General features: G+C 38.0%; 12 protein-coding genes. 6 read left to right on the plus strand and 6 right to left on the minus strand.

Annotated features, from left to right (window positions below; all coding sequences use genetic code 11):
- Positions 1-15 precede the first annotated feature (15 nt).
- From P2086_RS02985 to P2086_RS02995, 3 genes are all read right to left on the minus strand, one after another.
- Entirely contained in the window at positions 16-1,683 is a 1,668-nt protein-coding gene (locus P2086_RS02985) for an SBBP repeat-containing protein (protein ID WP_317898950.1), read from the minus strand.
- A gap of 42 nt (positions 1,684-1,725) precedes the next feature.
- Positions 1,726-2,247, minus strand: coding sequence for a hypothetical protein (locus P2086_RS02990; protein WP_317898951.1), 522 nt, complete (start codon positions 2,245-2,247; stop codon positions 1,726-1,728).
- Positions 2,248-2,447: 200 nt separating this feature from the next.
- The gene (locus P2086_RS02995) at positions 2,448-3,794 is read right to left on the minus strand and encodes a PhoH family protein (RefSeq protein ID WP_317898952.1); all 1,347 of its coding nucleotides are present in this window, start codon (positions 3,792-3,794) and stop codon (positions 2,448-2,450) included.
- 305 nt (positions 3,795-4,099) lie between these two features.
- On the opposite strand from P2086_RS02995, the gene bioB reads away from it, so the two are divergent.
- The 4 genes from bioB to bioA are packed head-to-tail and all read left to right on the plus strand — an operon-like array spanning position 4,100 to position 8,159.
- Positions 4,100-5,092 (plus strand): biotin synthase BioB, encoded by a 993-nt coding sequence (gene bioB, locus P2086_RS03000; protein WP_317900243.1) that lies wholly within the window; start codon positions 4,100-4,102, stop codon positions 5,090-5,092.
- Positions 5,093-5,114: 22 nt separating this feature from the next.
- A complete protein-coding gene (locus tag P2086_RS03005) occupies positions 5,115-6,260 on the plus strand; it encodes an aminotransferase class I/II-fold pyridoxal phosphate-dependent enzyme (RefSeq protein ID WP_317898953.1) in 1,146 nt (381 codons plus the stop codon).
- The gene (gene bioD, locus P2086_RS03010) at positions 6,257-6,883 is read left to right on the plus strand and encodes a dethiobiotin synthase (protein ID WP_317898954.1); all 627 of its coding nucleotides are present in this window, start codon (positions 6,257-6,259) and stop codon (positions 6,881-6,883) included. The genes P2086_RS03005 and bioD overlap by 4 nt, the downstream gene beginning before the upstream one ends.
- Position 6,884: 1 nt before the next feature.
- A complete protein-coding gene (gene bioA, locus P2086_RS03015; protein ID WP_317898955.1) occupies positions 6,885-8,159 on the plus strand; it encodes an adenosylmethionine--8-amino-7-oxononanoate transaminase in 1,275 nt (424 codons plus the stop codon).
- Between the two features lie 33 nt (positions 8,160-8,192).
- Here the strand turns inward: bioA and P2086_RS03020 are convergent, their stop codons facing one another.
- The 3 genes from P2086_RS03020 to P2086_RS03030 all read right to left on the minus strand — a co-directional run bounded on the left by P2086_RS03020 (position 8,193) and on the right by P2086_RS03030 (position 24,613).
- Positions 8,193-20,690, minus strand: a complete 12,498-nt coding sequence (locus P2086_RS03020) for a T9SS type A sorting domain-containing protein (protein WP_317898956.1) — start codon at positions 20,688-20,690, stop codon at positions 8,193-8,195.
- 270 nt (positions 20,691-20,960) lie between these two features.
- Complete coding sequence (typA, locus tag P2086_RS03025) at positions 20,961-22,775, minus strand: translational GTPase TypA (protein WP_317898957.1); 1,815 nt, start codon at positions 22,773-22,775, stop codon at positions 20,961-20,963.
- A 119-nt stretch (positions 22,776-22,894) separates the two neighbouring features.
- Positions 22,895-24,613: a M61 family metallopeptidase gene (locus P2086_RS03030; protein WP_317898958.1), complete on the minus strand. Its 1,719-nt coding sequence runs from the start codon at positions 24,611-24,613 to the stop codon at positions 22,895-22,897.
- A 47-nt stretch (positions 24,614-24,660) separates the two neighbouring features.
- On the opposite strand from P2086_RS03030, the gene P2086_RS03035 reads away from it, so the two are divergent.
- Entirely contained in the window at positions 24,661-25,749 is a 1,089-nt protein-coding gene (locus P2086_RS03035) for a tetratricopeptide repeat protein (protein ID WP_317898959.1), read from the plus strand.
- The gene (locus P2086_RS03040; protein WP_317898960.1) at positions 25,746-26,087 is read left to right on the plus strand and encodes a translation initiation factor; all 342 of its coding nucleotides are present in this window, start codon (positions 25,746-25,748) and stop codon (positions 26,085-26,087) included. Before P2086_RS03035 ends, P2086_RS03040 begins: the two co-directional genes overlap by 4 nt.

Below are 26,087 nucleotides of genomic sequence, written 5' to 3' on the forward strand. Positions count from 1 at the left end.
GCCTAGTTCATTAAACTAGTTTTTAATAATTTTTTTAAATACTTTTTCTCCCATCTTTTCTTGAATTGAAAGAATGTATATCCCAGCAGCCAATGATTCTAAGTTCAAATGTTGCTCTGTTTGGTTAGAATTGAATTGAAAAATTATTTTACCGGAAAGATCAGTTAGCGAAAGTTGGTAGGGTTTCAGGTTTTGTTTATTCATTGAAATATTTAATTCTGTGCTGAAAGGCTGAGGCGATATTTGCAGTAAGGAATTTAAAGATTTAATTTCTTCGATGCCAACAGTTGTGCTTGTTAGTTTTAAAACAAACGCATCTGTTAGTCCATTTGTGACTAGTTTAAAACCAGCCAAGTCGGCGTTTGACTGAAAAAAACCAGTACAAAACAGTGCTTCATCAAGACCAACACAAATACCATATGCACAATCAACATTCAAGCCGCCCATTCCCAGAGCCCATTGCACAGTACCTGCATCCTTTTTTAATTTAATTAAAAAGGCATCTGTGTTGCCATTTGAAATCAGCATTTTATCATCAAAACCTACAAAACCACTGAATTGTCCGGCAACATAAATATATCCATTTTGATCTTGCGCTATCGCACTTCCCTGTTCATAACCTGTTGCACCAAACTGATGCACCCAAATAAGTGAACCGTCACTAGCATTGCGTTTCGAAATAAACATATCTGCGCTTCCGATTGAAGTTAGTGTTGTGGTGCTAAAAGCGCAACTGTTTTCGAATTTTCCAGTCGTAAAAACATATCCGTCAGAACCAGCAACAATTCCATTACCGTTATCATTTCCTGAACCACCTGAGGAACTTGCCCAAGCAACATTTCCAGTACTTCCATAATGTTTTGAAATAAAAATATCTTGATATTTTTCTGAAGACAAAGTATATGATCCCAATGTAACAGCACTTTCAAAATTACCTGTCATATATACATCTCCTGCAGCATCACAACTTACTGATGTTCCGATGGAATACCCAGAACTTCCATAATTTTTAACCCAAGCTACATTGCCAGTAGTATTTGTTCGCATCAGAAAAATATTATAATTCGTTCCTATAGGATTAATTGTAAATGTTCCAAAATTTGCGATTCCTTGAAAGTAACCACAAGTAAATATATTTCCTTGTAAATCACTTGCCAGCGACAAACCACCATCATTGCCTGTGCCACCTATTTTTTTTACCCATAAAATTGTGCCAAGAGAGTCTAGTTTCGCCAGGAAAGAGTCAGAAGATCCATTGGACGTTAATACAGAACTACCAAACACGGCCATTCCGCTGAATCTTCCTGTGAAATAAATATTTCCAGAAGGGTCGCAAACAATGGCGTTTCCTACATCTTCATTGGAACCACCCATTCGTTTCGCCCACTTCACCTTTCCATCAATAGCACTCGATTTAGCGATAAATATATCTCCCTTCCCGTCTGACGTTAAATTATACGTTCCGAATGTAGAGGTTCCACTAAATGTACCTATAGAGTAAATATTTCCGAGTAAATCGGCTGCAGTGCAAGCACCAATGTCGCCTTCAGGCCCACCCATCTGTTTTGCCCATTCGGGTTGGGCAACTAAACTAAAAACATTAAATAAATTAATCGTAATAATTAATTTACAAAACACATTTTGTAAGCTTAGATTTTTAGAATGACGTTTTAAATTTGTCATGCTTTATTTGGTTTAGTACTTTGGGATATATAGAGAACTTGATTAAGATCCAGATTGAATAAATGTATTGTTGTTTTTTTTATTCATGTGTTTTAAATTGGCGAAATACATTGCAATAAATATTAGATCGATTAAAACGCCAATTATCAGGCCAATTGAAGATTGATTTTTTGAACTTGTACCCATATCGAATGAATAAAAGTGGGTTGATAATTCTGCAATTGCGTAAACGACAAATCCAATTTTCTCAAGACGCCACATCATTATAACGCCAATCAAAGAAAAAATATTCGAAATTAGAGTATAAACGCAAACCATGCCAAAACTATGAACAAATTGCATTGGCTCTATTTCATCAAACTGAGGGTTACTTTCCACTACTTTTTCCCATAGCTTTTCAATTGTAGTGGCATCCAAGCTCAATGCCATAGCGCCAATACAACAAATAAGAATCATTAATCCACATGCTACAAAAGATAAAATACAAATAATTTTTAAAAAATCTGGGCGTTGAAGTTCGCCATTAGATTCATCCATAAATTGATCGTAATTCGTAGGTTCCATAATTTCTTAATTTTTTGCAAAGTAAAAATGCTAATAAAAAGGCGAAAAAACTAATTAAAACAAAAGCTTTAGGTAGCTTTTAGCATAAAGGAATTTAGCAATAAAAGAAAATACTTTTTTACATAATTATTTATTACGCAAATTGGTTAAGCGAAATAGAAAGCAATATTCTTGCCAATAAATATATTCATTAAAATAACTTACAGTAGGTCGTTAGCCAAATTAGCCAAAGCACTGCGCTCTCCTTTTTCTAGAGTAATATGCGCATATAATGTTTGTCCCTTTAATTTGTCAATCATATAACTTAAACCATTACTCTGTGAATCGAGATAAGGCGTATCTATTTGATGAATATCTCCTGTGAAAATAATTTTAGTGTTTTCGCCGGCACGAGTAATAATTGTTTTTACTTCATGCGGCGTTAAGTTTTGTGCTTCATCAACAATAAAAAAGACATTGCTTAAACTTCTTCCACGAATGTACGCAAGAGGACATACTACCAGTTTCTGCGCCTCCACCATTTCGTTTAGCTGTTTATGCTCTTTATCTTTTTCACTAAACAAACTACGGATGTATTTTAAATTATCCCAAAGCGGCTCCATATATGGGTTTAGCTTACTGTTAACATCACCTGGTAAGTATCCAATGTCTTTATTACTTAAAGGGACCACAGGGCGCGCCAAATAAATTTGGTGATAATTTCTTCTTAGTTCTAATGCTCCTGCCAGAGATAGTAAAGTTTTTCCTGTTCCAGCAACACCTTGAATAGTTACCAGTTTAATATCAGGATTCATAATTGCATCCAGAGCAAATGCTTGCTCAGCATTTTTAGGAATTACACCAAAGGCAGCGGTTTTAATTACACGCTCCATAGAATCGTTTTCCTTATCATACCGTGCTAAAACGCTTTGTGAACCATTTTTTAAAACGTAGTAATGATTTGGCACACCGCCCTTTTTTAAAATTGGTTTGGCAGGAGAATTTCCTTTATTATAAATGTTGGTAATTTGTTCGTTGGTTGCTTTAACATCCTCTGTGTTGCCAGTATAAAGCTCATCAACCGATTTAATTTTACCGGTTTCGTAATCCTCCGCTAGTAAATTTAGACTCTTCGCTTTGATGCGCAGATTCACGTCCTTAGTCACCAAAATTACTTTACGGCCTGGATGCGTTTCTGAAACATACAAAGCAGTATTTAAAATACGGTGATCGGCTTTACGGTCATCAAATATTTTTTCCGCGTTTACTTTTGAAGAACTATTAAGTTCAATTTTGAATTTTCCACGGGTTGGTCCGTTAATGGACGTCCAGTTTTGAAGGCTTTCCTGACTATGTTTATCAATATACCGCGTAAATTCCCGCGCTGAATAATTCTTTGTATCATTGCCCTTTTTAAAGTTATCTAACTCTTCAAGAACTGTAATTGGAATTACCACATCGTGTTCTGCAAAATTTCTCATTGCAGTGTGGTCGTAAATAATAACAGAGGTATCTAACACAAATATTTTTCGTTCACCGATACTTGTTTTGCCTGCGCGTTTAGCCATAGAAATAAATTAAATAACTTGTGATAAAACTATTAATTGAGAATTGCTTTTTTTGTTAAGACCGAAATTGATTTGAACAAGAACCTGTTTATTCTATCCGAATGGTTATTAGACGTTTACCGTAAATACTTTGGGAAGGGATGATAGAATGGATCATATAGTAGTGGTTTTGATTTTCTCCCAAAGTAGGGTATTGACCAATTACTTGCATAAATTATTACTAACAGATTATTAAAAATAAGTTGATGTATTCTCAATTTATAGACAAATAAAGATTGTTATTTTTGCGCCACAAATTTTTATATATGCTTATGATAAAAAATAATTGGACGAAAAAAGAAATTTCTGAAATTTATAACCGTCCCCTACTCGACCTGGTTTTTGAAGCCGCCAGCATTCACCGTAAAAACAATGATTATTCTGAAGTACAAATTAGTTCTTTGATATCAATTAAAACAGGAGGTTGCCCTGAAGACTGCTCTTACTGTCCACAAGCAGCGCGTTATAACACCGACGTTAATACGCACGGCATGATGAAATTGGAAGAAGTAAAACAGGTTGCACAAGCTGCTAAAGATGGCGGATCGTCGCGTTTATGTATGGGTGCTGCCTGGAGAGAAGTGCGCGATAACCGCGATTTTGACAAGGTGTTAGAAATGGTGAAAACTGTGAATGCCCTGGATATTGAAGTGTGTTGCACCTTAGGCATGCTAAACTACGAACAAGCGCAAAAATTAAAAGATGCGGGATTATTTGCATACAATCACAACATTGATACTTCAGAAGAACATTATAAAAATATTATAAGTACAAGAACGTACGATGACCGTTTAAAAACAATTGAAAATGTTCGCAAAGCAGATCTCACTGTTTGCTCTGGCGGCATTGTTGGTTTAGGTGAAACAGTGGAGGATAGAGTTGGTATGCTTCATTTATTAGCAACCCTTCCAAAGCATCCAGAATCTGTTCCTATTAACGCACTCGTTCCTGTAAAGGGGACTCCTCTTGAAAATCAAACGCGTGTTTCAATATGGGATATGTTGCGTATGATTGCTACGACAAGAATTATAATGCCTAAAACAGTGGTGCGTCTTTCTGCCGGAAGATTGGAAATGACAGTACCAGAACAAGCTTTGTGTTTTATGGCAGGAGCCAATTCAATTTTTGCTGGTGATAAATTATTAACTACACCAAATCCTTCTACGCAAGATGATATGCAGATGTTTGAAACACTAGGTCTTCATGCACGCAAGGCTTTTAAAGGAACTGAGCGTGAAAAGGAAGTTGTGACAAACTAAAATCGTTTTTGATTTATTGAAAATGGAACTAGTTAACAAGAAAATTCAAGATAAACTTCAGGAAGCGCTTGATAAGAGACTTGAAGCTTCTTTGTATAGATCGTTACAAGCGAATGATGCACTCATAGACTTTTGTTCGAACGATTACTTAAGTTTTGCTCGCTCTGAAAAAATAAAAACTGCTGTGACACAAACTTTACAAGATTTCGATTTTTTATCCGGCTCAACCGGCTCTCGTTCGATATCCGGAAACACGGTATTCGCTGAAAATCTGGAAAAAAAGATTGCGCAATTTCATCAAGCAGAAGCAGGATTAATTTTTAATTCAGGGTATGATGCCAATGTTGGCTTGTTTTCGTGCATAGCCTCTAAAGGCGACACAATTATTTGTGATGAATTAATTCATGCTAGCATCATTGATGGCTGTCGTTTAAGTCACGCCACACGTTATCGATTTGCGCATAATAATTTGAGTGATTTAGAAAAAAAACTCACCCATGCAACGGGAACAATTTTTGTGGCTGTTGAATCTATTTATTCGATGGACGGAGACAGTAGTGACTTAAGAAGAATTTCAGGACTCTGTGATAAATACAATGCAAATTTAATAGTGGATGAGGCCCATGCTACAGGTGTTTACGGCGAAAATGGACGAGGACTTGTAAATCACTTTAAATTGGAAAATAAAGTCTTCGCAAGAATTCACACTTTTGGAAAAGCAATGGGTTGTCATGGTGCAATTGTGCTTGGCAAAGAAACTCTTCGTAATTATCTCATTAATTTTGCTCGCTCATTTATTTTTACAACAGCATTGCCAGCATCATCTCTGATAAATATTTCATGTGCATATCATGCATTGGAAGAAGTAAACTTTGATAATGCTTTTCTACACATTTTGATTCAGCGATTTAAAAACAACTTTAAAGGCGTTGACGGGGTTTATGTAATCGAAGGAGAAAGCCCTATTCAAAGTGTGGTAATTGGAGGGAATGAAAAAACGCGAAGAGTTGCACAACAACTGCAAGCCGCGGGCTTTGACGTAAGAGCCATTTTAAGTCCATCTGTTCCAGTTGGAAAAGAGCGACTAAGAATTAGTCTTCATATGCACAATACAGAAAAGCAAGTTGATGAATTATGTTCAACATTAACTAAAATTTTAAGCTCATGAGAACAATTGTTATAGCAGGTATAGGAACAGAGGTTGGTAAAACAGTTGTTTCAGCGGTTCTTGTTGAAGCATTGCAAGCAGACTACTGGAAACCGATTCAGGCAGGAGATCTTGAACATAGCGACACTTTAAAGGTTCAAAAATTAGTAAGTTCAAAGCAGAGTTTTTTCCATTCTGAAAAATACCGTTTAAACACGCCCATGTCGCCACACGCGGCTGCAGAAATAGATAGTACAGAAATAAACTTGAAAGCCTTAAACATTCCTGAAACTAAAAACAACCTGATTATTGAATTAGCGGGAGGCTTGATGGTTCCTCTTAATTCGGAAAAATTAAATCTTGATCTTTTAAAAAGCTGGATGGTACCTGTGATTTTAGTATCCAAAAATTATTTAGGTAGTATTAATCATACTTTATTGTCGCTGGAAGTTTTAAAAACAAATAAGGTTCCTGTATTAGGTATTATTTTCAATGGGATTGAGAATAAAAGTACGGAAGAGTTTATTTTAAACTATTCCAACATGCACTGTATTGGAAGAATTGAAGAATTACCTGAATTAAATAAAAAAATTATTAAAGTTCAAGCGGAAAAAATAAAATCTGAACTTCAAAAATTATTATAGAATGACCTTAAGCGAACGTGATGCTACTGTTATCTGGCATCCTTACACACAAATGAAAACAGCTCAGACACCCATACCTATCTTAAGAGGTGAAGGGGTTTATTTATTTGACGAAAATGATAAAAAATATTTAGATGCTGTTTCTTCCTGGTGGGTAAATTTGCACGGACATTCACATCCCTATATCGCAAAAAAAGTCTCTGAGCAACTAAGTATTTTAGAACATGCTATTTTTGCTGGCTTTACCCATGAACCAGGGGTTTCACTTGCAGAAAGGCTTTTGAAAATTCTTCCCGGAAATCAAAGCAAACTGTTTTATACCGACAACGGATCTACAGCTGTTGAAGTCGCTTTAAAAATGGCGATTCAATATTGGCATAATCAAGGAAAGGAAAAAAACAAAATCATAGTCTTTGAACACGCTTATCATGGAGACACTTTTGGCTCAATGTCTGTAAGCGCTCGCAGTGCATTCACTACAGCATTTGATTCTTTACTATTTGATGTTATTTCAATTCCACTTCCTCAAAAAGGAAAAGAAAAAGAAAGTGTTATTATGTTTGAATCTGAACTAAAAAAACACAAGAATAGTATTGCAGCATTTATATTTGAACCTCTTATACTTGGAGCGGGTGGCATGCTGATGTATGAACCTGAAGTTTTGGATTCTCTGATTTCAGCTTGCAAAAACGAAGATATTCTTTGCATTGCAGATGAAGTAATGACCGGTTTTGGAAGAACAGGAAAATTATTTGCTTGTGAGTACTTAAACGAGGAGCCGGATATTATTTGTCTATCAAAGGGCATTACTGGCGGCACAATGGCTCTTGGCGCCACAAGTTGTAAGCAAAAAATATACGATGCTTTTCTTTCAGATGATAAATTAAAAACCTTGTTTCACGGTCATTCTTATACCGCTAATCCAATCGCTTGTGCGGCAAGTTTGGCAAGTTTAGACTTATTGCTTTCGGAAGAAACAAAAGCTTTCATTAACAGAATTTCAAAACAACATGCTGATTTTGCTAAAAAACTAAGCGCTTATTCATCCATAGAAAACATTCGTTATAGAGGTACAATTATTGCTTTTGATATTAAAAACAAAGAAGGTGTTAGCTATTTTAACTCGGTACGCGATGAAGTTTATAATTTTTTTCTTGCCCATGGAATTATATTGCGTCCGCTCGGAAACACCATTTATATAATGCCACCCTACTCCATTTCAGTCAAAGAACTTGAGTTTATTTATGAAATAATAGAAAAGAGATTTTCAAATTAAGTTTCAAAATTGAAATAAGAAGAGGTTAACCATTTAGTAATTTCGAATCACAACCATTTTCACGCGCCATTGTTTTCCGACTAAGAAATACATTCCCTCAGCTAAACTATCGGTTACTATTTCTTCATTTTCGTTGAATTCAATTTCACGAACCACTTGCCCTGATTGATTTAAAATGGACGCCTTACCGTGCTCTATCCCCGATATTTTAAAGGTTCCGTTATTAGGATTTGGATATATACTTAATGCGCCCTGTCGCGTAAATATTTGATTTTCTTCAATACCTGTACATCCATCAACAAATACACTTACCGTATCCACGCAACCGTTTTGATCAAAAATCATATAAGTATGTGTGCCAGCGGCGACCGGAAATGTGTTAAGTCCCGTATAGGAGCCTGTTCCTCCAGATGCGTTGAGTGTTACACTGGTCTGACCAGCTCCACATGGCGGTCCGCTTAAAATACCAACTCCAACTAATTCAGGTGGCTCTACAATTACTATTTCAGCAGTATCCCAACAACAATGCGAGTCAACAACGCCATAGGTATATGATCCAGCAGGCACCGGATAGGTATCAGGTCCCCAATAAGGCACTGTACCTCCATTTGCTGCAAGCATATTTCTCAAAGAATCATTCATACATGGCATATCAGCATAAACAGTATCCAAATATATCCCGCTTCCGCCAGTTGCAAATACAGTAACAAGAGCAAAACCTCCGTGACAAAGAATTGGACTATTAACTATCGATCCAGCCACAAGAGGTGGTGGTTCGCTCAGTGTAATAACTGTTGAAGAAAAGCATCCATTAGCGTCTGTAACTAAATAATTATAGGTGCCTGCTGAAACAGTATCGATAGTAGTTCCGGTATACGGCGCTGTTCCGCCCCAAGCCGTTACCCTAATAGTTGTAAAGTAACCGTTACACTTAATTGAATCTGCAACAAAGCTTGCTATAAAAGGCGTAGGCTCTGTTATGCTTCTAGTAACAGAAACAGAGCATCCATTATTATCCGTTACAAAAAACATGTGAGAACCTGGAGGTAAGGAATAAATACCTGTTCCGCTATAGGGCGCTGCTCCACCGGTAGCAGTAATTGTAACATCGGCATAACCTCCATTACAAAGAATGCTATCCGCAGCGAAGGTTGCTGTTAAAGCTGCCGGTCCGGCAATATTAATTGTTGAAGAAACCGAACAACCCATTGCATCCGTCACAACAAAGGTATAGTCCCCTGAAGTACGACTAAAATTACCATCGCCTTGATATGGCGCTGTTCCTCCGCTAGCAGTAACATCTACTGAAGCTAAATCTCCATAACAAAGAATGTTGCCAGAAACTGTTATTGTTTCAGTAAGCGAAGAAGGCTCGCCGATATTAAGTACACTCGAAGTTGTACAACCGTTCGCATCCGTAACCATGTAAGTATGAGAGCCCGCTGCTACGGTATTAGTTCCAGTTCCTAAATATGGCGCTACACCACCACTTGCTGTAATAGTAGCAGTTGTAGATCCGCCATGACAATTAATACTATCTGAAGTAATAGTGATTTGAACAGAAGAGGGTTCATTAATAATTACATTAGATGCTGTCGAACAACCATTTGCGTCTGTAACTAAATAAGCATTTGTTCCAGCTGATACTGTAAATACCCCTGTTCCAGAATAAGGAGCAGTTCCACCGTTAGCAGAAATAGTAACTGTTGTTGTTCCAACATTGCAAAGAATTGATCCATTTGATGAAGAGGCAATTAGTTGTGTTGGCTCTGTAATTGTTACAGTTGCAGTTACGTGATTGTTGTTAACGTCTGTTACCAAGTAAGTGTGAGTTCCTGAGGCAGCGGTGAATGTGCCGGTTCCAGTGTATGGAGCAACACCACCCGAAGCAGAAACATTAACCGTAGTTGTTCCACCATGACAAAGAATAGTGCCGTTACTTGTTGTTACAACTAATTGACCAGGTTCTGTAAGTGTGATTGTTGCAGTTCTCGTACAACCATTAGCATCCGTTACTAAATATGTATGTGTTCCTGAAGCAGCTGTAAATGTTCCTGCTCCAGTGTATGGAGAAGTTCCGCCGCTAGCAGAAATGTTTACTGTTGTAGTTCCACCAAAACTTAAGATGGTGCCGCTCGTTGCAGAAGCCGTTAATAAGGTAGGCTCTGTGATAATTACCGAAGTAGTCGCCGAACAACCATTTGCATCTGTGATCAAATAAGTGTGTGTGCCTGCAGAAACTGTGAAGATGCCGGTTCCTGTGTAAGGAACAGTTCCGCCGTTAGCAGTTACATTAACTGTCGTTGTTCCACTGTTACATAAAATGCTTCCGTTTGTTGTAGAAGTAATTAATAAAGTTGGTTCTGAAATAATTACTGAAGTAGTTGCTGAACATCCGTTAGCATCGGTAATTAAATAAGTGTGTGTGCCTGCAGAAACAGTGAAGATGCCAGTTCCAGAATAAGGAGAAGTTCCACCGTTAGAAGAAACGTTTACTGTTGTTGTTCCACCGTTACAAAGAATAGCTCCACTTGATACACTTGCAACAACTTGAGAAGGTTGAGAGATTATTACTGAAGTAGTTGCCGAACAACCATTAGCATCGGTAATTAAATAAGTATGTGTTCCGGCCGAAACAGTAAAGATGCCGGTTCCTGTGTACGGTGATGTTCCACCGCTAGCAGAAATATTAACTGTTGTTGTTCCGCCATGACATAAAATAGTTCCGCTTGTTGTTGATACAATTAATTGTGTTGGTTCAGTAATCGTTACCGTTGCAGTTACTTGATTGTTGTTTGCATCGGTTACTAAATATGTATGGGTTCCAGATGTTGAAGTAAACGTTCCAACACCAGAGTAAGGAGCTACTCCGCCTGTTGCAGAAATATTCACTGTTGTTGTTCCACCGTTACAAAGAATTGTTCCGTTACTTGTTGTTACAACTAATTGACCAGGTTCTGTAAGTGTGATTGTTGCCGTTGCAGTACAACCATTTGCATCTGTTACTAAATAAGTATGTGTTCCTGAAGAAGCTGTGAAGGTGCCTGTTCCTGTGTAAGGAGATGTTCCGCCGTTTGCAGTTACATTAATTGTTGTTGTTCCACCAAAACTTAAGATTGTTCCAGAAGTTGCAGAAGCAGTTAATAAAGTAGGCTCTGTTATAATTACAGAAGTTGTCGTCGAACAACCATTTGCATCAGTAATTAAATAAGTATGCGTGCCAGCAGAAACAGTAAAGATAGCCGTTCCTGCGTAAGGAGAAGTGCCGCCTGTCGCAGAGACGTTTACAGTGGTCTTTTCACCGTTACAAAGAATAGTTCCGCTTGTAGAGGAAGCAACAACTTGAGAAGGTTCAGAAATAATTACCGAAGTAGTTGCCGAACAACCATTGGCATCCGTAATTAAATACGTATGAGTTCCTGCAGAAACAGTAAAGATGCCAGTTCCTGTGTAAGGAGAAGTTCCACCGTTAGCAGAAACATTTACAGTTGTTGTTCCACCGTTACAAAGAATAGATCCATTTGTTGAAGAAGCAACTAATAAAGATGGTTCTGTAATGGTTACTGTTGCAGTTACTTGATTGCTGTTTGCATCCGTTACTAAATAAGTGTGAGTGCCTGATGTTGCAGTAAACGTTCCAACACCGCTATACGGACTAACACCACCCGAAGCAGAAATGTTAACTGTTGTCGTTCCACCATTACAAAGAATAGTTCCGTTACTTGTTGTTACAACTAATTGACCTGGTTCTGTAAGTGTGATTGTTGTTGTTGCAGTACAACCATTTGCATCTGTTACTAAATAAGTATGGGTTCCTGAAGCAGCTGTGAAAGTGCCTGTTCCAGAATAAGGAGACGTTCCGCTGTTAGCAGAAATGTTTACAGTAGTTGTTCCACCAAAACTTAAGATCGTACCAGAAGTTGCAGAAGCAGTTAATAAAGTAGGCTCTGTTATAATTACAGAAGTTGTCGTCGAACAACCGTTTGCATCAGTAATTAAATAAGTATGCGTGCCAGCAGAAACAGTGAAGATGCCAGTTCCTGTGTATGGTGATGTTCCACCGTTAGCAGAAATATTAACCGTTGTTGTTCCACCGTTACAAAGAATAGTTCCGCTAGAAGCAGAAGCAACTAATAAAGATGGTTCTGTAATGGTTACTGTTGCAGTTACTTGATTGTTGTTTGCGTCTGTTACTAAATAAGTATGTGTTCCAGATGTTGCAGTAAACGTTCCAACACCAGAGTATGGAGCTACTCCGCCTGTTGCAGAAATATTAACTGTTGTCGTTCCACCGTTACAAAGAATTGTTCCGTTACTTGTTGTTACAACTAATTGACCAGGTTCTGTAAGTGTGATTGTTGCCGTTGCAGTACAACCATTTGCATCTGTTACTAAATAAGTATGTGTTCCTGAAGCAGCTGTAAATGTTCCTGCTCCAGTGTATGGAGAAGTTCCGCCGCTAGCAGAAATGTTTACTGTTGTAGTTCCACCAAAACTTAAGATGGTGCCGCTCGTTGCAGAAGCCGTTAATAATGTAGGTTCTGTGATCGTTACAGAAGTTGTCGCTGAACATCCGTTAGCATCTGTGATCAAATACGTGTGTGTGCCTGAAGAAGCTGTGAAGGTGCCTGTTCCTGTGTAAGGAGATGTTCCGCCGTTTGCAGTTACATTAATTGTTGTTGTTCCACTGTTACATAAAATGCTTCCGTTTGTTGTAGAAGTAATTAATAAAGTTGGTTCTGAAATAATTACTGAAGTAGTTGCTGAACATCCGTTAGCATCGGTAATTAAATAAGTGTGTGTGCCTGCAGAAACAGTGAAGATGCCAGTTCCAGAATAAGGAGAAGTTCCACCGTTAGCAGAAACATTTACAGTTGTTGTTCCACCGTTACAAAGAATAGATCCATTTGTTGAAGAAGCAACTAATAAAGATGGTTCTGTAATGGTTACTGTTGCAGTTACTTGATTGTTGTTTGCGTCTGTTACTAAATAAGTGTGAGTTCCGACTGTTGCAGTGAATGTACCGATGCCACTGTATGGAGCAACACCACCCGAAGCAGAAACATTAACCGTAGTTGTTCCACCATGACAAAGAATAGTTCCGTCACTTGTTGTTACAACTAATTGACCAGGTTCTGTAAGTGTGATTGTTGTTGTTGCAGTACAACCATTTGCATCTGTTACTAAATAAGTATGGGTTCCTGAAGCAGCGGTGAAAGTGCCTGTTCCAGAATAAGGAGACGTTCCGCCGTTAGCAGAAATGTTTACAGTAGTTGTACCGCCAAAACTTAAGATTGTTCCAGAAGTTGCAGAAGCAGTTAATAAAGTAGGCTCTGTGATAATTACAGAAGTTGTCGTCGAACAACCATTTGCATCAGTAATTAAATAAGTATGCGTGCCAGCAGAAACAGTTAAGATGCCAGTTCCTGTGTAAGGAACAGTTCCGCCGTTAGCAGTTACATTAACTGTCGTTGTTCCACTGTTACATAAAATGCTTCCGTTTGTTGTTGCTGAAACAAGTTGTGTGGGTTCTGTGATCGTTACAGAAGTTGTAGCTGAACATCCATTTGCATCGGTGATCAAATACGTGTGTGTGCCTGCAGAAACAGTGAAGATGCCAGTTCCAGAATAAGGAGAAGTTCCACCGTTAGCAGAAACATTTACAGTTGTTGTTCCACCGTTACAAAGAATAGATCCATTTGTTGAAGAAGCAACTAATAAAGATGGTTCTGTAATGGTTACTGTTGCAGTTACTTGATTGTTGTTTGCGTCTGTTACTAAATAAGTATGTGTTCCAGATGTTGCAGTAAACGTTCCAACACCAGAGTATGGAGCTACTCCGCCTGTTGCAGAAATATTCACTGTTGTTGTTCCACCATGACAAAGAATAGTGCCGTTACTTGTTGTTACAACTAATTGACCAGGTTCTGTAAGTGTGATTGTTGCCGTTGCAGTACAACCATTTGCATCTGTTACTAAATAAGTATGGGTTCCTGAAGAAGCTGTGAAGGTGCCTGTTCCTGTGTAAGGAGATGTTCCGCCGTTTGCAGTTACATTAATTGTTGTTGTTCCACCAAAACTTAAGATTGTTCCAGAAGTTGCAGAAGCAGTTAATAAAGTAGGCTCTGTTATAATTACTGACGTTGTTGCCGAACAACCATTGGCATCCGTAATTAAATAAGTATGTGTTCCTGCAGAAACAGTAAAGATAGCCGTTCCTGCGTAAGGAGAAGTGCCGCCTGTCGCAGAGACGTTTACAGTGGTCTTTTCACCGTTACAAAGAATAGTTCCGCTTGTAGAGGAAGCAACAACTCGAGAAGGTTCAGAAATAATTACCGAAGTAGTTGCCGAACAACCATTGGCATCCGTAATTAAATACGTATGAGTTCCTGCAGAAACAGTAAAGATGCCGGTTCCTGTGTACGGTGATGTTCCACCGCTAGCAGAAATATTAACTGTTGTTGTTCCGCCATGACATAAAATAGTTCCGCTTGTTGTTGATACAATTAATTGTGTTGGCTCTGTAATGGTTACAGTTGCAGTTACGTGATTGTTGTTAACGTCTGTTACCAAGTAAGTGTGAGTTCCTGAGGCAGCGGTGAATGTGCCGGTTCCAGTGTATGGAGCAACACCACCCGAAGCAGAAACATTAACCGTAGTTGTTCCACCATGACAAAGAATAGTTCCGTCACTTGTTGTTACAACTAATTGACCAGGTTCTGTAAGTGTGATTGTTGTTGTTGCAGTACAACCATTTGCATCTGTTACTAAATAAGTATGGGTTCCTGAAGCAGCGGTGAAAGTGCCTGTTCCAGAATAAGGAGACGTTCCGCCGTTAGCAGAAATGTTTACAGTAGTTGTACCGCCAAAACTTAAGATTGTTCCAGAAGTTGCAGAAGCAGTTAATAAAGTAGGCTCTGTTATAATTACAGAAGTTGTCGTCGAACAACCATTTGCATCAGTAATTAAATAAGTATGCGTGCCAGCAGAAACAGTTAAGATGCCAGTTCCTGTGTAAGGAACAGTTCCGCCGTTAGCAGTTACATTAACTGTCGTTGTTCCACTGTTACATAAAATGCTTCCGTTTGTTGTTGCTGAAACAAGTTGTGTGGGTTCTGTGATCGTTACAGAAGTTGTAGCTGAACATCCATTTGCATCGGTGATCAAATACGTGTGTGTGCCTGCAGAAACAGTGAAGATGCCAGTTCCAGAATAAGGAACAGTTCCACCGTTAGCAGAAATAGTAACTGTTGTTGTTCCAACATTGCAAAGAATTGATCCATTTGATGAAGAGGCAATTAGTTGTGTTGGCTCTGTAATTGTTACAGTTGCAGTTACGTGATTGTTGTTAACGTCTGTTACCAAGTAAGTGTGAGTTCCTGAGGCAGCGGTGAATGTGCCGGTTCCAGTGTATGGAGCAACACCACCCGAAGCAGAAACATTAACCGTAGTTGTTCCACCATGACAAAGAATAGTGCCGTTACTTGTTGTTACAACTAATTGACCAGGTTCTGTAAGTGTGATTGTTGCAGTTCTCGTACAACCATTAGCATCCGTTACTAAATATGTATGTGTTCCTGAAGCAGCTGTAAATGTTCCTGCTCCAGTGTATGGAGAAGTTCCGCCGCTAGCAGAAATGTTTACTGTTGTAGTTCCACCAAAACTTAAGATGGTGCCGCTCGTTGCAGAAGCCGTTAATAAGGTAGGCTCTGTGATAATTACCGAAGTAGTCGCCGAACAACCATTTGCATCTGTGATCAAATAAGTGTGTGTGCCTGCAGAAACTGTGAAGATGCCGGTTCCTGTGTAAGGAACAGTTCCGCCGTTAGCAGTTACATTAACTGTCGTTGTTCCACTGTTACATAAAATGCTTCCGTTTGTTGTAGAAGTAATTAATAAAGTTGGTTCTGAAATAATTACTGAAGTAGTTGCTGAACATCCGTTAGCATCGGTAATTAAATAAGTGTGTGTGCCTGCAGAAACAGTGAAGATGCCAGTTCCAGAATAAGGAGAAGTTCCACCGTTAGAAGAAACGTTTACTGTTGTTGTTCCACCGTTACAAAGAATAGCTCCACTTGATACACTTGCAACAACTTGAGAAGGTTGAGAGATTATTACTGAAGTAGTTGCCGAACAACCATTAGCATCGGTAATTAAATAAGTATGTGTTCCGGCCGAAACAGTAAAGATGCCGGTTCCTGTGTACGGTGATGTTCCACCGCTAGCAGAAATATTAACTGTTGTTGTTCCGCCATGACATAAAATAGTTCCGCTTGTTGTTGATACAATTAATTGTGTTGGTTCAGTAATCGTTACCGTTGCAGTTACTTGATTGTTGTTTGCATCGGTTACTAAATATGTATGGGTTCCAGATGTTGAAGTAAACGTTCCAACACCAGAGTAAGGAGCTACTCCGCCTGTTGCAGAAATATTCACTGTTGTTGTTCCACCGTTACAAAGAATTGTTCCGTTACTTGTTGTTACAACTAATTGACCAGGTTCTGTAAGTGTGATTGTTGCCGTTGCAGTACAACCATTTGCATCTGTTACTAAATAAGTATGTGTTCCTGAAGAAGCTGTGAAGGTGCCTGTTCCTGTGTAAGGAGATGTTCCGCCGTTTGCAGAAATAGTAACCGTTGTTGTTCCACCAAAACTTAAAATTGTACCGCTCGTTGCAGATGCAGAAAGTAAAGTTGGTTCTGTAATAATTACTGAAGTAGTTGCTGAACAACCATTAGCATCTGTAATTAAATACGTGTGTGTGCCTGCGGAAACAGTGAAGATGCCAGTTCCAGAATAAGGAACAGTTCCGCCGTTAGCAGTTACATTAACTGTCGTTGTTCCACTGTTACATAAAATGCTTCCGTTTGTTGTTGCTGAAACAAGTTGTGTGGGTTCTGTGATCGTTACAGAAGTTGTAGCTGAACATCCATTAGCATCTGTGATCAAATAAGTGTGTGTGCCTGCAGAAACAGTGAAGACGCCGGTTCCTGTGTAAGGCGATGTTCCACCTGTGGCAGAAATATTAACTGTTGTAGTTCCTCCGTTACAAAGGATAGATCCATTTGATAAACTTGCAACAACTTGAGAGGGTTGAGAGATTATTACTGAAGTAGTTGCCGAACAACCATTCGCATCAGTAATTAAATAAGTATGTGTGCCTGCACTTACTGTGAAAATACCAGTTCCAGAATAAGGAGCAGTTCCGCCAGTAGCAGAAATATTTAATGTCGTTGTCGAACCAAAACAAATTGCAGTTGTGTTACAGTTTGCAGAAACAATTGGTCCAGGATTTATAATCACACTCACCATGTTGGATTCTCCAATGTATGGACCACCACAAGATACTTTTCTCGAACAACGGATATAATAAGTTGTTACAGAAACACATCCAACAGAAAGCGTTGGACTGTTTGAGTTTGGAATCGCCGACCAACCATTGTTTCCAGTGTTTGGATAATTTGGTAAAGAATTTTTAATCCAAATAAATTCTGTAGCACCAATTCCACCTGCAGGTAGAGAAGAACTTCCTAAAGTAACTCCACAAACGGGGCCACAACTTGTTGTTGAACCATTAATAGATCCGCCGCTGGTTACATTGCAACAAGCAACTGTGGTAATATTAGTAGATAAAGGAATTGAACAAGCGTTAGCATCGCTCAATGTTAAAGAATAATTTCCAGCCGCAAGATTATTAATTGTTGGGGACGTAGCATTATTATTCCACAAATAAGAATAGGGAGCAGTTCCACCAGAAGCAGTAATAGTTGCAGATCCAAGGTTATTATTATTACACGATCCATTTGTTGTTGAAATAGTTCCTGTTAATGCCGGTGATTGATTAATGTTTCCTGTAACAGAACCTGAACAACCATTGGCATCGGTTACCGTAAATGAATAAGGTCCAACACCAACTGAGAATATTCCAACACCGCTGTAAGGTGCAGCTCCACCAGTCGCAGAAATATTCACTGTTGTACTTCCACCAAAACAAATAGCAGTAGTATTGCAATTCGCAGAAACAATTGGTCCAGGATTTATAATCACACTCACCATGTTGGATTCTCCAATGTATGGACCACCACAAGATACTTTTCTCGAACAACGGATATAATAAGTTGTTACAGAAACACATCCAACAGAAAGCGTTGGACTGTTTGAGTTTGGAATCGCCGACCAACCATTGTTTCCAGTGTTTGGATAATTTGGTAAAGAATTTTTAATCCAAATAAATTCTGTAGCACCAATTCCACCTGCAGGTAGAGAAGAACTTCCTAAAGTAACTCCACAAACGGGGCCACAACTTGTTGTTGAACCATTAATAGATCCGCCGCTGGTTACATTGCAACAAGCAACTGTGGTAACATTAGTAGATAAAGGAATTGAACAAGAATTTGCATCACTAAGCGTTAGTGAATAATTTCCAGCCGCAAGATTATTAATTGTTGAAGCCGTAACATTGTTAGTCCACAAATAAGAATAAGGAGCAGTTCCACCGGAAGCCGTCACAGTAGCAGAACCAAGATTATTATTACTACACGATCCGTTTGTTGTTGAAATAGTTCCCGTTAATGCTGGTGACTGATTAATGTTTCCAGAAACAAAACCTGAACAACCATTTGCATCGGTTACGGTAAATGAATAAGGTCCAGCGCCAACACTAAAAGTTCCAACACCACTGTATGGTGCAGTTCCGCCAGTAGCAGAAATATTTACTGTCGTTGTCGAACCAAAACAAATAGCTGTGGTATTACAATTAACAGAAACAATTGGTCCTGGATTTACGATCACACTTACCATGTTGGATTCTCCAATGTATGGACCACTGCAGTTTACTTTTCTTGAACAACGGATGTAATAAGTCGTTACAGAAACACATCCAACAGAAAGCGTTGGACTGTTTGAGTTTGGAATCGCCGACCAACCATTGTTTCCAGTGTTTGGATAATTTGGTAAAGAATTTTTAATCCAAATAAATTGTGTAGCGCCTAGGCCGCCTGCAGGTAAAGATGCACTACCAAGAATTACTCCACAAACGGGGCCACAACTTGTTGTTGAACCATTAATAGATCCGCCGCTGGTTACATTGCAACAAGCAACTGTGGTAATATTAGTAGATAAAGGAATTGAACAAGCGTTAGCATCGCTCAATGTTAAAGAATAATTTCCAGCCGCAAGATTATTAATTGTTGGGGACGTAGCATTGTTAGTCCACAAATAAGAATAGGGAGCAGTTCCTCCAAAAGCGGTCACCGTAGCAGAACCAAGATTATTATTACTACACGATCCGTTTGTTATTGAAATAGTTCCTGTTAGTAAGGACGGTTGTGTTATCGTAATAGTTGTTACTGCACTGCAGCCTTTACCGTCAGTTACCGTAAAAGAATGTAGTCCTGCGGAGCGAATATAATTACCACAACTATTGTATGGGGGAGTCCCGCCACTTGCCGAAATGGTAACTGTAGTTGAACCTCCAAAACATTTTATATTTCCTGCCACAGCAGAAATTGTCAGTTGCGGGTATTGCAAAATTGTAGTCGTAGTAACATCTGTACAACCTTTACTGTCTGTTACAGTAAAAGAATGAACCCCGACAGGCTCACTAAAAACTCCAGTTCCGGTATATGGACTTGTTCCACCCGACGCACCAATAGTGACATTTGTTGTTGAACCATAGCAAGCCTTTTCTGTGCAAGAGCTGGATGCGCTTAATTCAGAAGGCTGAGAAATATTACTCGCTTTAGAAGCTTGACATCCATAAGCATCTGTTACCGAAAAAGTACGTGATCCTGCAGATGCAGTAAATGTGCCTGTTCCAGTATAAGGAGCGGTACCTCCGCTAGCAGATACAGTAACTGTTGCAATGCCGCCATAACAAAGGATTGAAGAACTTGAGACGTTTACAATTACATTACACGCTCCGCCACATTTCAAAAAACCAGAGTTACTGTTGCCATTATCATATGTGTTATTAATATTATCAATAGCTACATTCAGTTGACTATAACTGTATTGCGAAGAACATCCTCCAATAATATTATTGGCAAGTATAATTAGATTACCAACTGTCATTCCCGAAAAGGTCCCGGAAATAATGGTATAATTAGAAATTGCTATTGGTGAGGGTGAAAAGTTTGGATCGTTCGCATCAAATGTGGCATTTAAAATCAAAGTAACGAGTTGACCTGCCAAAACATTATTGTATGAACCGCCTGGATTTGTTAAAGTTCCAGTAGACAGAATAGCGGGAGTACTTCCGGAAGGCAAAAAAGCTGCAATAGCAGAAGCGCTAGTTAGTTTTAGCTTTCTGGTTCCACAGCCTATTGTAAGGCCTGAAGGAAACGAAGCGTTAAAATGTGAATTAAGATATTGACTGGCAGTATTCCCATTCCCCGCGCCCCATGCGCCCTGAGTGTATGTTTTGCCATCACAAGGGTCTGGATCATGATCACAATTCGCCTGTCCAAAAACACTTTGTACTAAAAAAAATAAAAGGACTGAGCTTAAATTTCGTAACTTATTGACATTCATTTGTTGGGGGCAATTTAAATGAATACCAAATATACATCTTTTTTCGACTAAACAGCGTTTTTTTTCGACTAATCCCTACAAACTTAATAGTGATTTTACCTTTCCTCTGAACGGATGATTATTGCAAAAAACAGAGGTTTTTATAGATTTCGGTCAGAAATCGGCCAAAAAAGCGCTAAATCTACCCAAAAAAACATAAAAAAGCCCTGATCTTCCGATCAGGGCTCTAATTATATTTTAGTGAAATTAGTGTCTTTCACAAGAGCGTTATTACTGCGCCTCTAACTGTTTTCCCATACGCTTACGTGTATTTTCATCTAAATGAATTTTACGTAAACGGATAAAGTTTGGAGTGATTTCAACATACTCATCACGCTGAATATATTCCATCGACTCTTCTAAACTGAATTTTATTTTTGGAACAATACGCATTTTCTCATCAGTACCAGATGCACGCATGTTTGTTAATTGTTTTTCAGTACAAACATTTACTACTAAATCATCAGGGCGAATGTGCTCACCAATAATCATACCCGGATAAATTTCTTCACCAGCTTCGATAAAGAATTTACCACGATCTTGCAACTTATCAATAGAATACGCTACTGCACTACCTTTATCTTTGCTAATTAAAACGCCAGCGATACGGCTAGGAATATTTCCTTTCCAAGGCTCATAAGCTTTGAAACGGTGTGCCATAATAGCTTCACCAGCAGTAGCAGTTAATACGTTGTTACGTAAACCAATAATACCACGAGAAGGAATTTCAAACTCCATGTGAATTAAATCTCCTTTAGGTTGCATGATTAGCATATCGCCTTTACGTTGACTTACTAAATCAATTACTTTAGAAGAAGATTCTTCAGGAACGTCCACTGTCAGAACCTCAACAGGTTCACACTTCACTCCATCAATTTCTTTAATGATAACTTGTGGTTGACCTAATTGTAATTCATAACCTTCGCGACGCATTGTCTCTATTAAAACAGATAAGTGAAGAATACCACGACCAAACACTAAATATGAATCAGGTGAAGGTGTTTCTTCAATACGCATAGCAAGATTTTTCTCAAGCTCCTTGTATAAACGATCACGTAAGTGACGAGAAGTAACAAATTTACCGTCTTTACCAAAGAATGGAGAGTTGTTAATTGTAAACAACATACTCATTGTTGGCTCATCAATGTGCATTAAAGGCATTCCTTCTGGTGTATCAAAATCAGCAATGGTATCACCAATTTCAAAACCTTCAATTCCTGTAAACGCACAAATATCTCCTGTTTGAACTTCAGTAACTTTTATTTTACCTAAACCGTCGAAGATAAAAAGATCTTTCACTCGTGATTTTTGAACACGGCCGTCGCGTTTTACTACGCTTACTGGCATATTTTCTTTGATAATTCCACGATACACACGTCCTACTGCAATACGACCAATGAAAGTTGAATAATCTAAAGAAGTAATTTGTATTTGTAAAGTTCCTTCACGTTCAGGCGCTGTAGGAATTTTTTCCAAAATCGTATCTAATAAATATGTAATGTCAGTAGTCGGATTTTTCCAATCCGGACCCATCCAACCTTGCTTACTTGAACCATAAACAGTAGGGAAATCTAATTGATCTTCATTTGCTCCTAGGTTAAAGAACAAATCAAATACACCATCATGTACTTCGTCAGGACGACAATTCGGTTTATCTACTTTATTAATAACCAACAAAGCTTTTTTACCAGCTTCAATTGCTTTTTGTAACACAAAACGTGTTTGAGGCATTGGCCCTTCAAAAGCATCCACTAATAAAATAACACCGTCAGCCATGTTCATCACACGCTCAACCTCACCGCCAAAGTCAGCGTGACCTGGAGTGTCAATGATGTTAATCTTTGTTCCTTTATATTGTACTGAAACGTTTTTAGCTAAAATGGTAATACCACGTTCACGCTCTAAATCGTTGTTGTCGAGAATTAACTCTCCTGTTTTTTGGTTGTCGCGAAATAAATTACAAGTGTGTAATATCTTATCAACTAAGGTAGTTTTACCGTGGTCAACGTGGGCAATAATAGCAATGTTTCTAATAATTGTGGACATGAATAAATTTTTAAGGGCGCAAAGATAGGAAGATTTTAGCAATTAACCTCATTTATAGTAACTTATCTACCAAAATCAGATAAAAAAAGTGGTTAAATTGTCGTTAAATCGGCTTTACGTTAAAACACCTTCCACAAATCAAAGTTTTCGTTCCGTTTTTCGCCCTTTAATTTAAGAATTGGTTGAAAAAACCATGTTGTTCCTTTTTTGTCGTTTTGCATCCTAAGCGTTTTTAATTGTTCGCCGGAATTAACTGTGAGTGTAACGACATCTTTCTCACTAAAATAATTTAACCAATCATTCAAATTTGTTTTAAGCATCATATTATCTACTGACATAATCTCATCCCCTGCAAACAATCCTGCTTTCCACGCCGGAGAGTATGGATGAACCAAACTTACACGGGCGAAATTTCCGTTATCTATCGTTTTGAAGCCATAATTATTTTCGTTCACGAGCTTAGAGTTTTGTTTTTCAAAATCTATTCCTAAATAATCAAAAGCTTCTCTTAATGGTGTTTCAAAATCGCTTGGCGTATATACATAGTCCTTGAAAAACTCACTAAAATCTTTTCCGCTGATTTCGTTTACTAATTCAACAATGTTTTGCTCCGTATAACCAACTTCCTTTTTTCCATAACGTTCATACAAAAGAACACATACATCATGCAAGGTTTTTTTATTCGCAGTGGCTTGCATAATTTTTACATCCAACATAAACGCAATTAAATTGCCTTCGTCATAAATATTTGTTTTGCGATACGGAGCGCCCGGCACATAGCCATCCAGCCAGGTTTCCCAACTGCTATGCGCCACACTTAAATTATAGCGTCCAATATTATGGAAGTGCTTTGTCAAACGTTCTTGCAGAGTTTCAAAATACTGTTGTACATTAAAAACATCAGATGCTAATAATAATTTATCACCATAATAGGTCGTAAATCCTTCATAAACATAGCCAGTACGGGTGTAATTTTCTTTGGTGTAATTGTATGGCTGCATTTCTGCGGGACGAATTGTTTTTACATTCCACACATGAAACAATTCATGACAACTTACACCTAAAATATTTTCGTAAGTAACCCCTGTGTTGACAGCGTATCCAGGGCCAATAGCAATAACCGTGTTTTTTTTATGCTCTACTCCATGATAAAATTTCACCGGTAAAATTTGAAACAAAAAATGAAATTCATCATAAGGAAAATCACCCCAAAATGCGATCACCTTTTTTGTAAAGGCTTCAAAATCTTTTTTAATTGTGGTAAAGTCCGGTTTACATTCTCCGTTAAAATGGAGATAAAAATTAATTCCATTTATTTTATACACATCTGTAATAATTCCAGCTGAAGCAATAAAAGGAGAGTCTACTAATTCTTCATAGTCTTTTGCCGTTAAGGTATTATTTTCGTTTTTGAGAGAACATGCCACTTTGTAGTTCTCTGGAATTTTTAGTTCTATTTTGTGTTCTTCTTCGGTCCTTCCCACAACATACATACAGCAATGCACTGGATTAACATACATTTGAGTGGTATCTGCAAAACAAGAACCCGCGGTTAATTCAGCGGCGTAATAACTGTAAGTAATTTTAATGGAAGTACAGTTTTTTGTTTCTACTTCCCACAGATCTTTGTTTAACTTGGTATAGCTAATCACTTCACCTTTTTCATTAAACATATCTACACGCTTTATATTTTTTGCAAAGTTACCAAGCTCGTAACGACCGGGTCTCCATGCGGGAAGCTGAAGCTGAATTTTTTCTGAAGTGATAGTATCAACTAGCATGTCAATGTAAATATAATGTGAAGCCGGATTTTTCTGGTAAAAAGAATAGTGAATCATTGTTTTAAAATATAGGCTTAAAATTATACATTTGATGAAAATAGAGCATGCGCTTTGCAATTTTTTTATTACTAACTTTTAATGTGGCACTTGCGCAACAAAGCGATACAGTGCTAGCAAGGATTCTAGCGCTAAAAAACGACACCGTTAAAGTAAATCAATTATACAAACAAGGTTTTTCTTTACGTAACAGCGATCCAAAACTCGCGTTTTATTACGCAAATTTGTGCGAAGAACGCGCGCATATTTCAGGATCGAAAAAACATCTCGCTAAAAGTTATAATTTACTTGGTGTTTTATTTTACAAAAAAGGAGATTACACAAAAGCGCTTGCTTATCATCAAAAAGCGTTAAGTATTCGGACTGAGGTCAAGGATAATTTTGGTGCAGCTTTAAGTCAAACCAATTTAGGAAACATTTATACCGATCTTCAACTGTTTGAACGTGCGGAAAACTCTTATTTAGCAGCACTTGCAATATACAGAGAGAATGGTGATGAAAAACGTGCTGCGGACTGCCTAATAAATCTCGGTGTTCTAAAACAAACACTTAAACAAAACGAAGCTGCTTTTGAAAATTATGTGCACGCTTTAAAATTAGCCGAAAAATTAAATGATTACGAAATGCGATCCTTGTGTTTAAACAACATGGCGCAGGTTTTTTATGATAAGGGTAATTACGAAAAATCAATTGCTTACAACGAAGACGCATTAAAGATTCGTAACCTTATGGAAAATAATCTGGAGGTTGCAGACAGTTACTTAAATCTTGCTGCGAATTATATCCGAGTGAAAGATAACCAGAAGGCGCTTGAGTATTTAGATACTGCTTATGCCATTGGAACGCACTACCAATACTATGAAGCCTTACAGACTGCTTTTAATAGTTATTCAGAATATTATTTTCAACTAAAAAATTACGAGCAAGCTTATTATTGGTTAAGAAAATATCAACAGAGTAAAGACAGTGTTATGCTAGAACAAAGCGCGCGTGAAGCAGAGTTTGATTTTAATCTTCCCGAAATAATTGGTCAATCTCCAGTTAAAAAACGAGAAATACACAACCTATGGCTTTTGATTTCGGTGATGGTATTCTTAATTTTTATTCCATTTATTTTTATAAGATTTAAACGATGAGCAAGAAAGAAAAAAAAGGTGGTGGACTAGTTTATTCAACAAATCCAAACTTTAAACCCGAAGAAGAAGAGCAGGAAGAGGAAATTGGTGTTAAGCCCAACAAAGAACAGTTAAAAGTATATTTAGACCGTTTAGGCGGTGGAAAAATGGTAAGCCGTGTTACAGGATTTACTGGTAAAACAGGCGACATTGAAATCTTAGGTAGGTTACTAAAACAAAAATGTGGCGTAGGAGGTTCTGTAAAAGACAGAGAGATACTAATTCAAGGCGAACACCGTGATAAATTAATTTTACTGCTTTTGAAAGAAGGCTATAAAGCAAAAAAAGCCGGGGGGTAG

The sequence above is a fragment of the Aurantibacillus circumpalustris genome (assembly GCF_029625215.1).
Classification (GTDB): domain Bacteria; phylum Bacteroidota; class Bacteroidia; order B-17B0; family Aurantibacillaceae; genus Aurantibacillus; species Aurantibacillus circumpalustris.

Bases quoted from the DNA above. Each gene is read 5' to 3' on its own strand.
- P2086_RS02985 (WP_317898950.1), bottom strand. From the start codon at position 1,683: ATGACAAATTTAAAACGTCATTCTAAAAATCTAAGCTTACAAAATGTG.
- P2086_RS02990 (WP_317898951.1), bottom strand. From the start codon at position 2,247: ATGGAACCTACGAATTACGATCAATTTATGGATGAATCTAATGGCGAA.
- P2086_RS02995 (WP_317898952.1), bottom strand. From the start codon at position 3,794: ATGGCTAAACGCGCAGGCAAAACAAGTATCGGTGAACGAAAAATATTT.
- bioB (WP_317900243.1), top strand. From the start codon at position 4,100: ATGCTTATGATAAAAAATAATTGGACGAAAAAAGAAATTTCTGAAATT.
- P2086_RS03005 (WP_317898953.1), top strand. From the start codon at position 5,115: ATGGAACTAGTTAACAAGAAAATTCAAGATAAACTTCAGGAAGCGCTT.
- bioD (WP_317898954.1), top strand. From the start codon at position 6,257: ATGAGAACAATTGTTATAGCAGGTATAGGAACAGAGGTTGGTAAAACA.
- bioA (WP_317898955.1), top strand. From the start codon at position 6,885: ATGACCTTAAGCGAACGTGATGCTACTGTTATCTGGCATCCTTACACA.
- P2086_RS03020 (WP_317898956.1), bottom strand. From the start codon at position 20,690: ATGAATGTCAATAAGTTACGAAATTTAAGCTCAGTCCTTTTATTTTTT.
- typA (WP_317898957.1), bottom strand. From the start codon at position 22,775: ATGTCCACAATTATTAGAAACATTGCTATTATTGCCCACGTTGACCAC.
- P2086_RS03030 (WP_317898958.1), bottom strand. From the start codon at position 24,613: ATGATTCACTATTCTTTTTACCAGAAAAATCCGGCTTCACATTATATT.
- P2086_RS03035 (WP_317898959.1), top strand. From the start codon at position 24,661: ATGCGCTTTGCAATTTTTTTATTACTAACTTTTAATGTGGCACTTGCG.
- P2086_RS03040 (WP_317898960.1), top strand. From the start codon at position 25,746: ATGAGCAAGAAAGAAAAAAAAGGTGGTGGACTAGTTTATTCAACAAAT.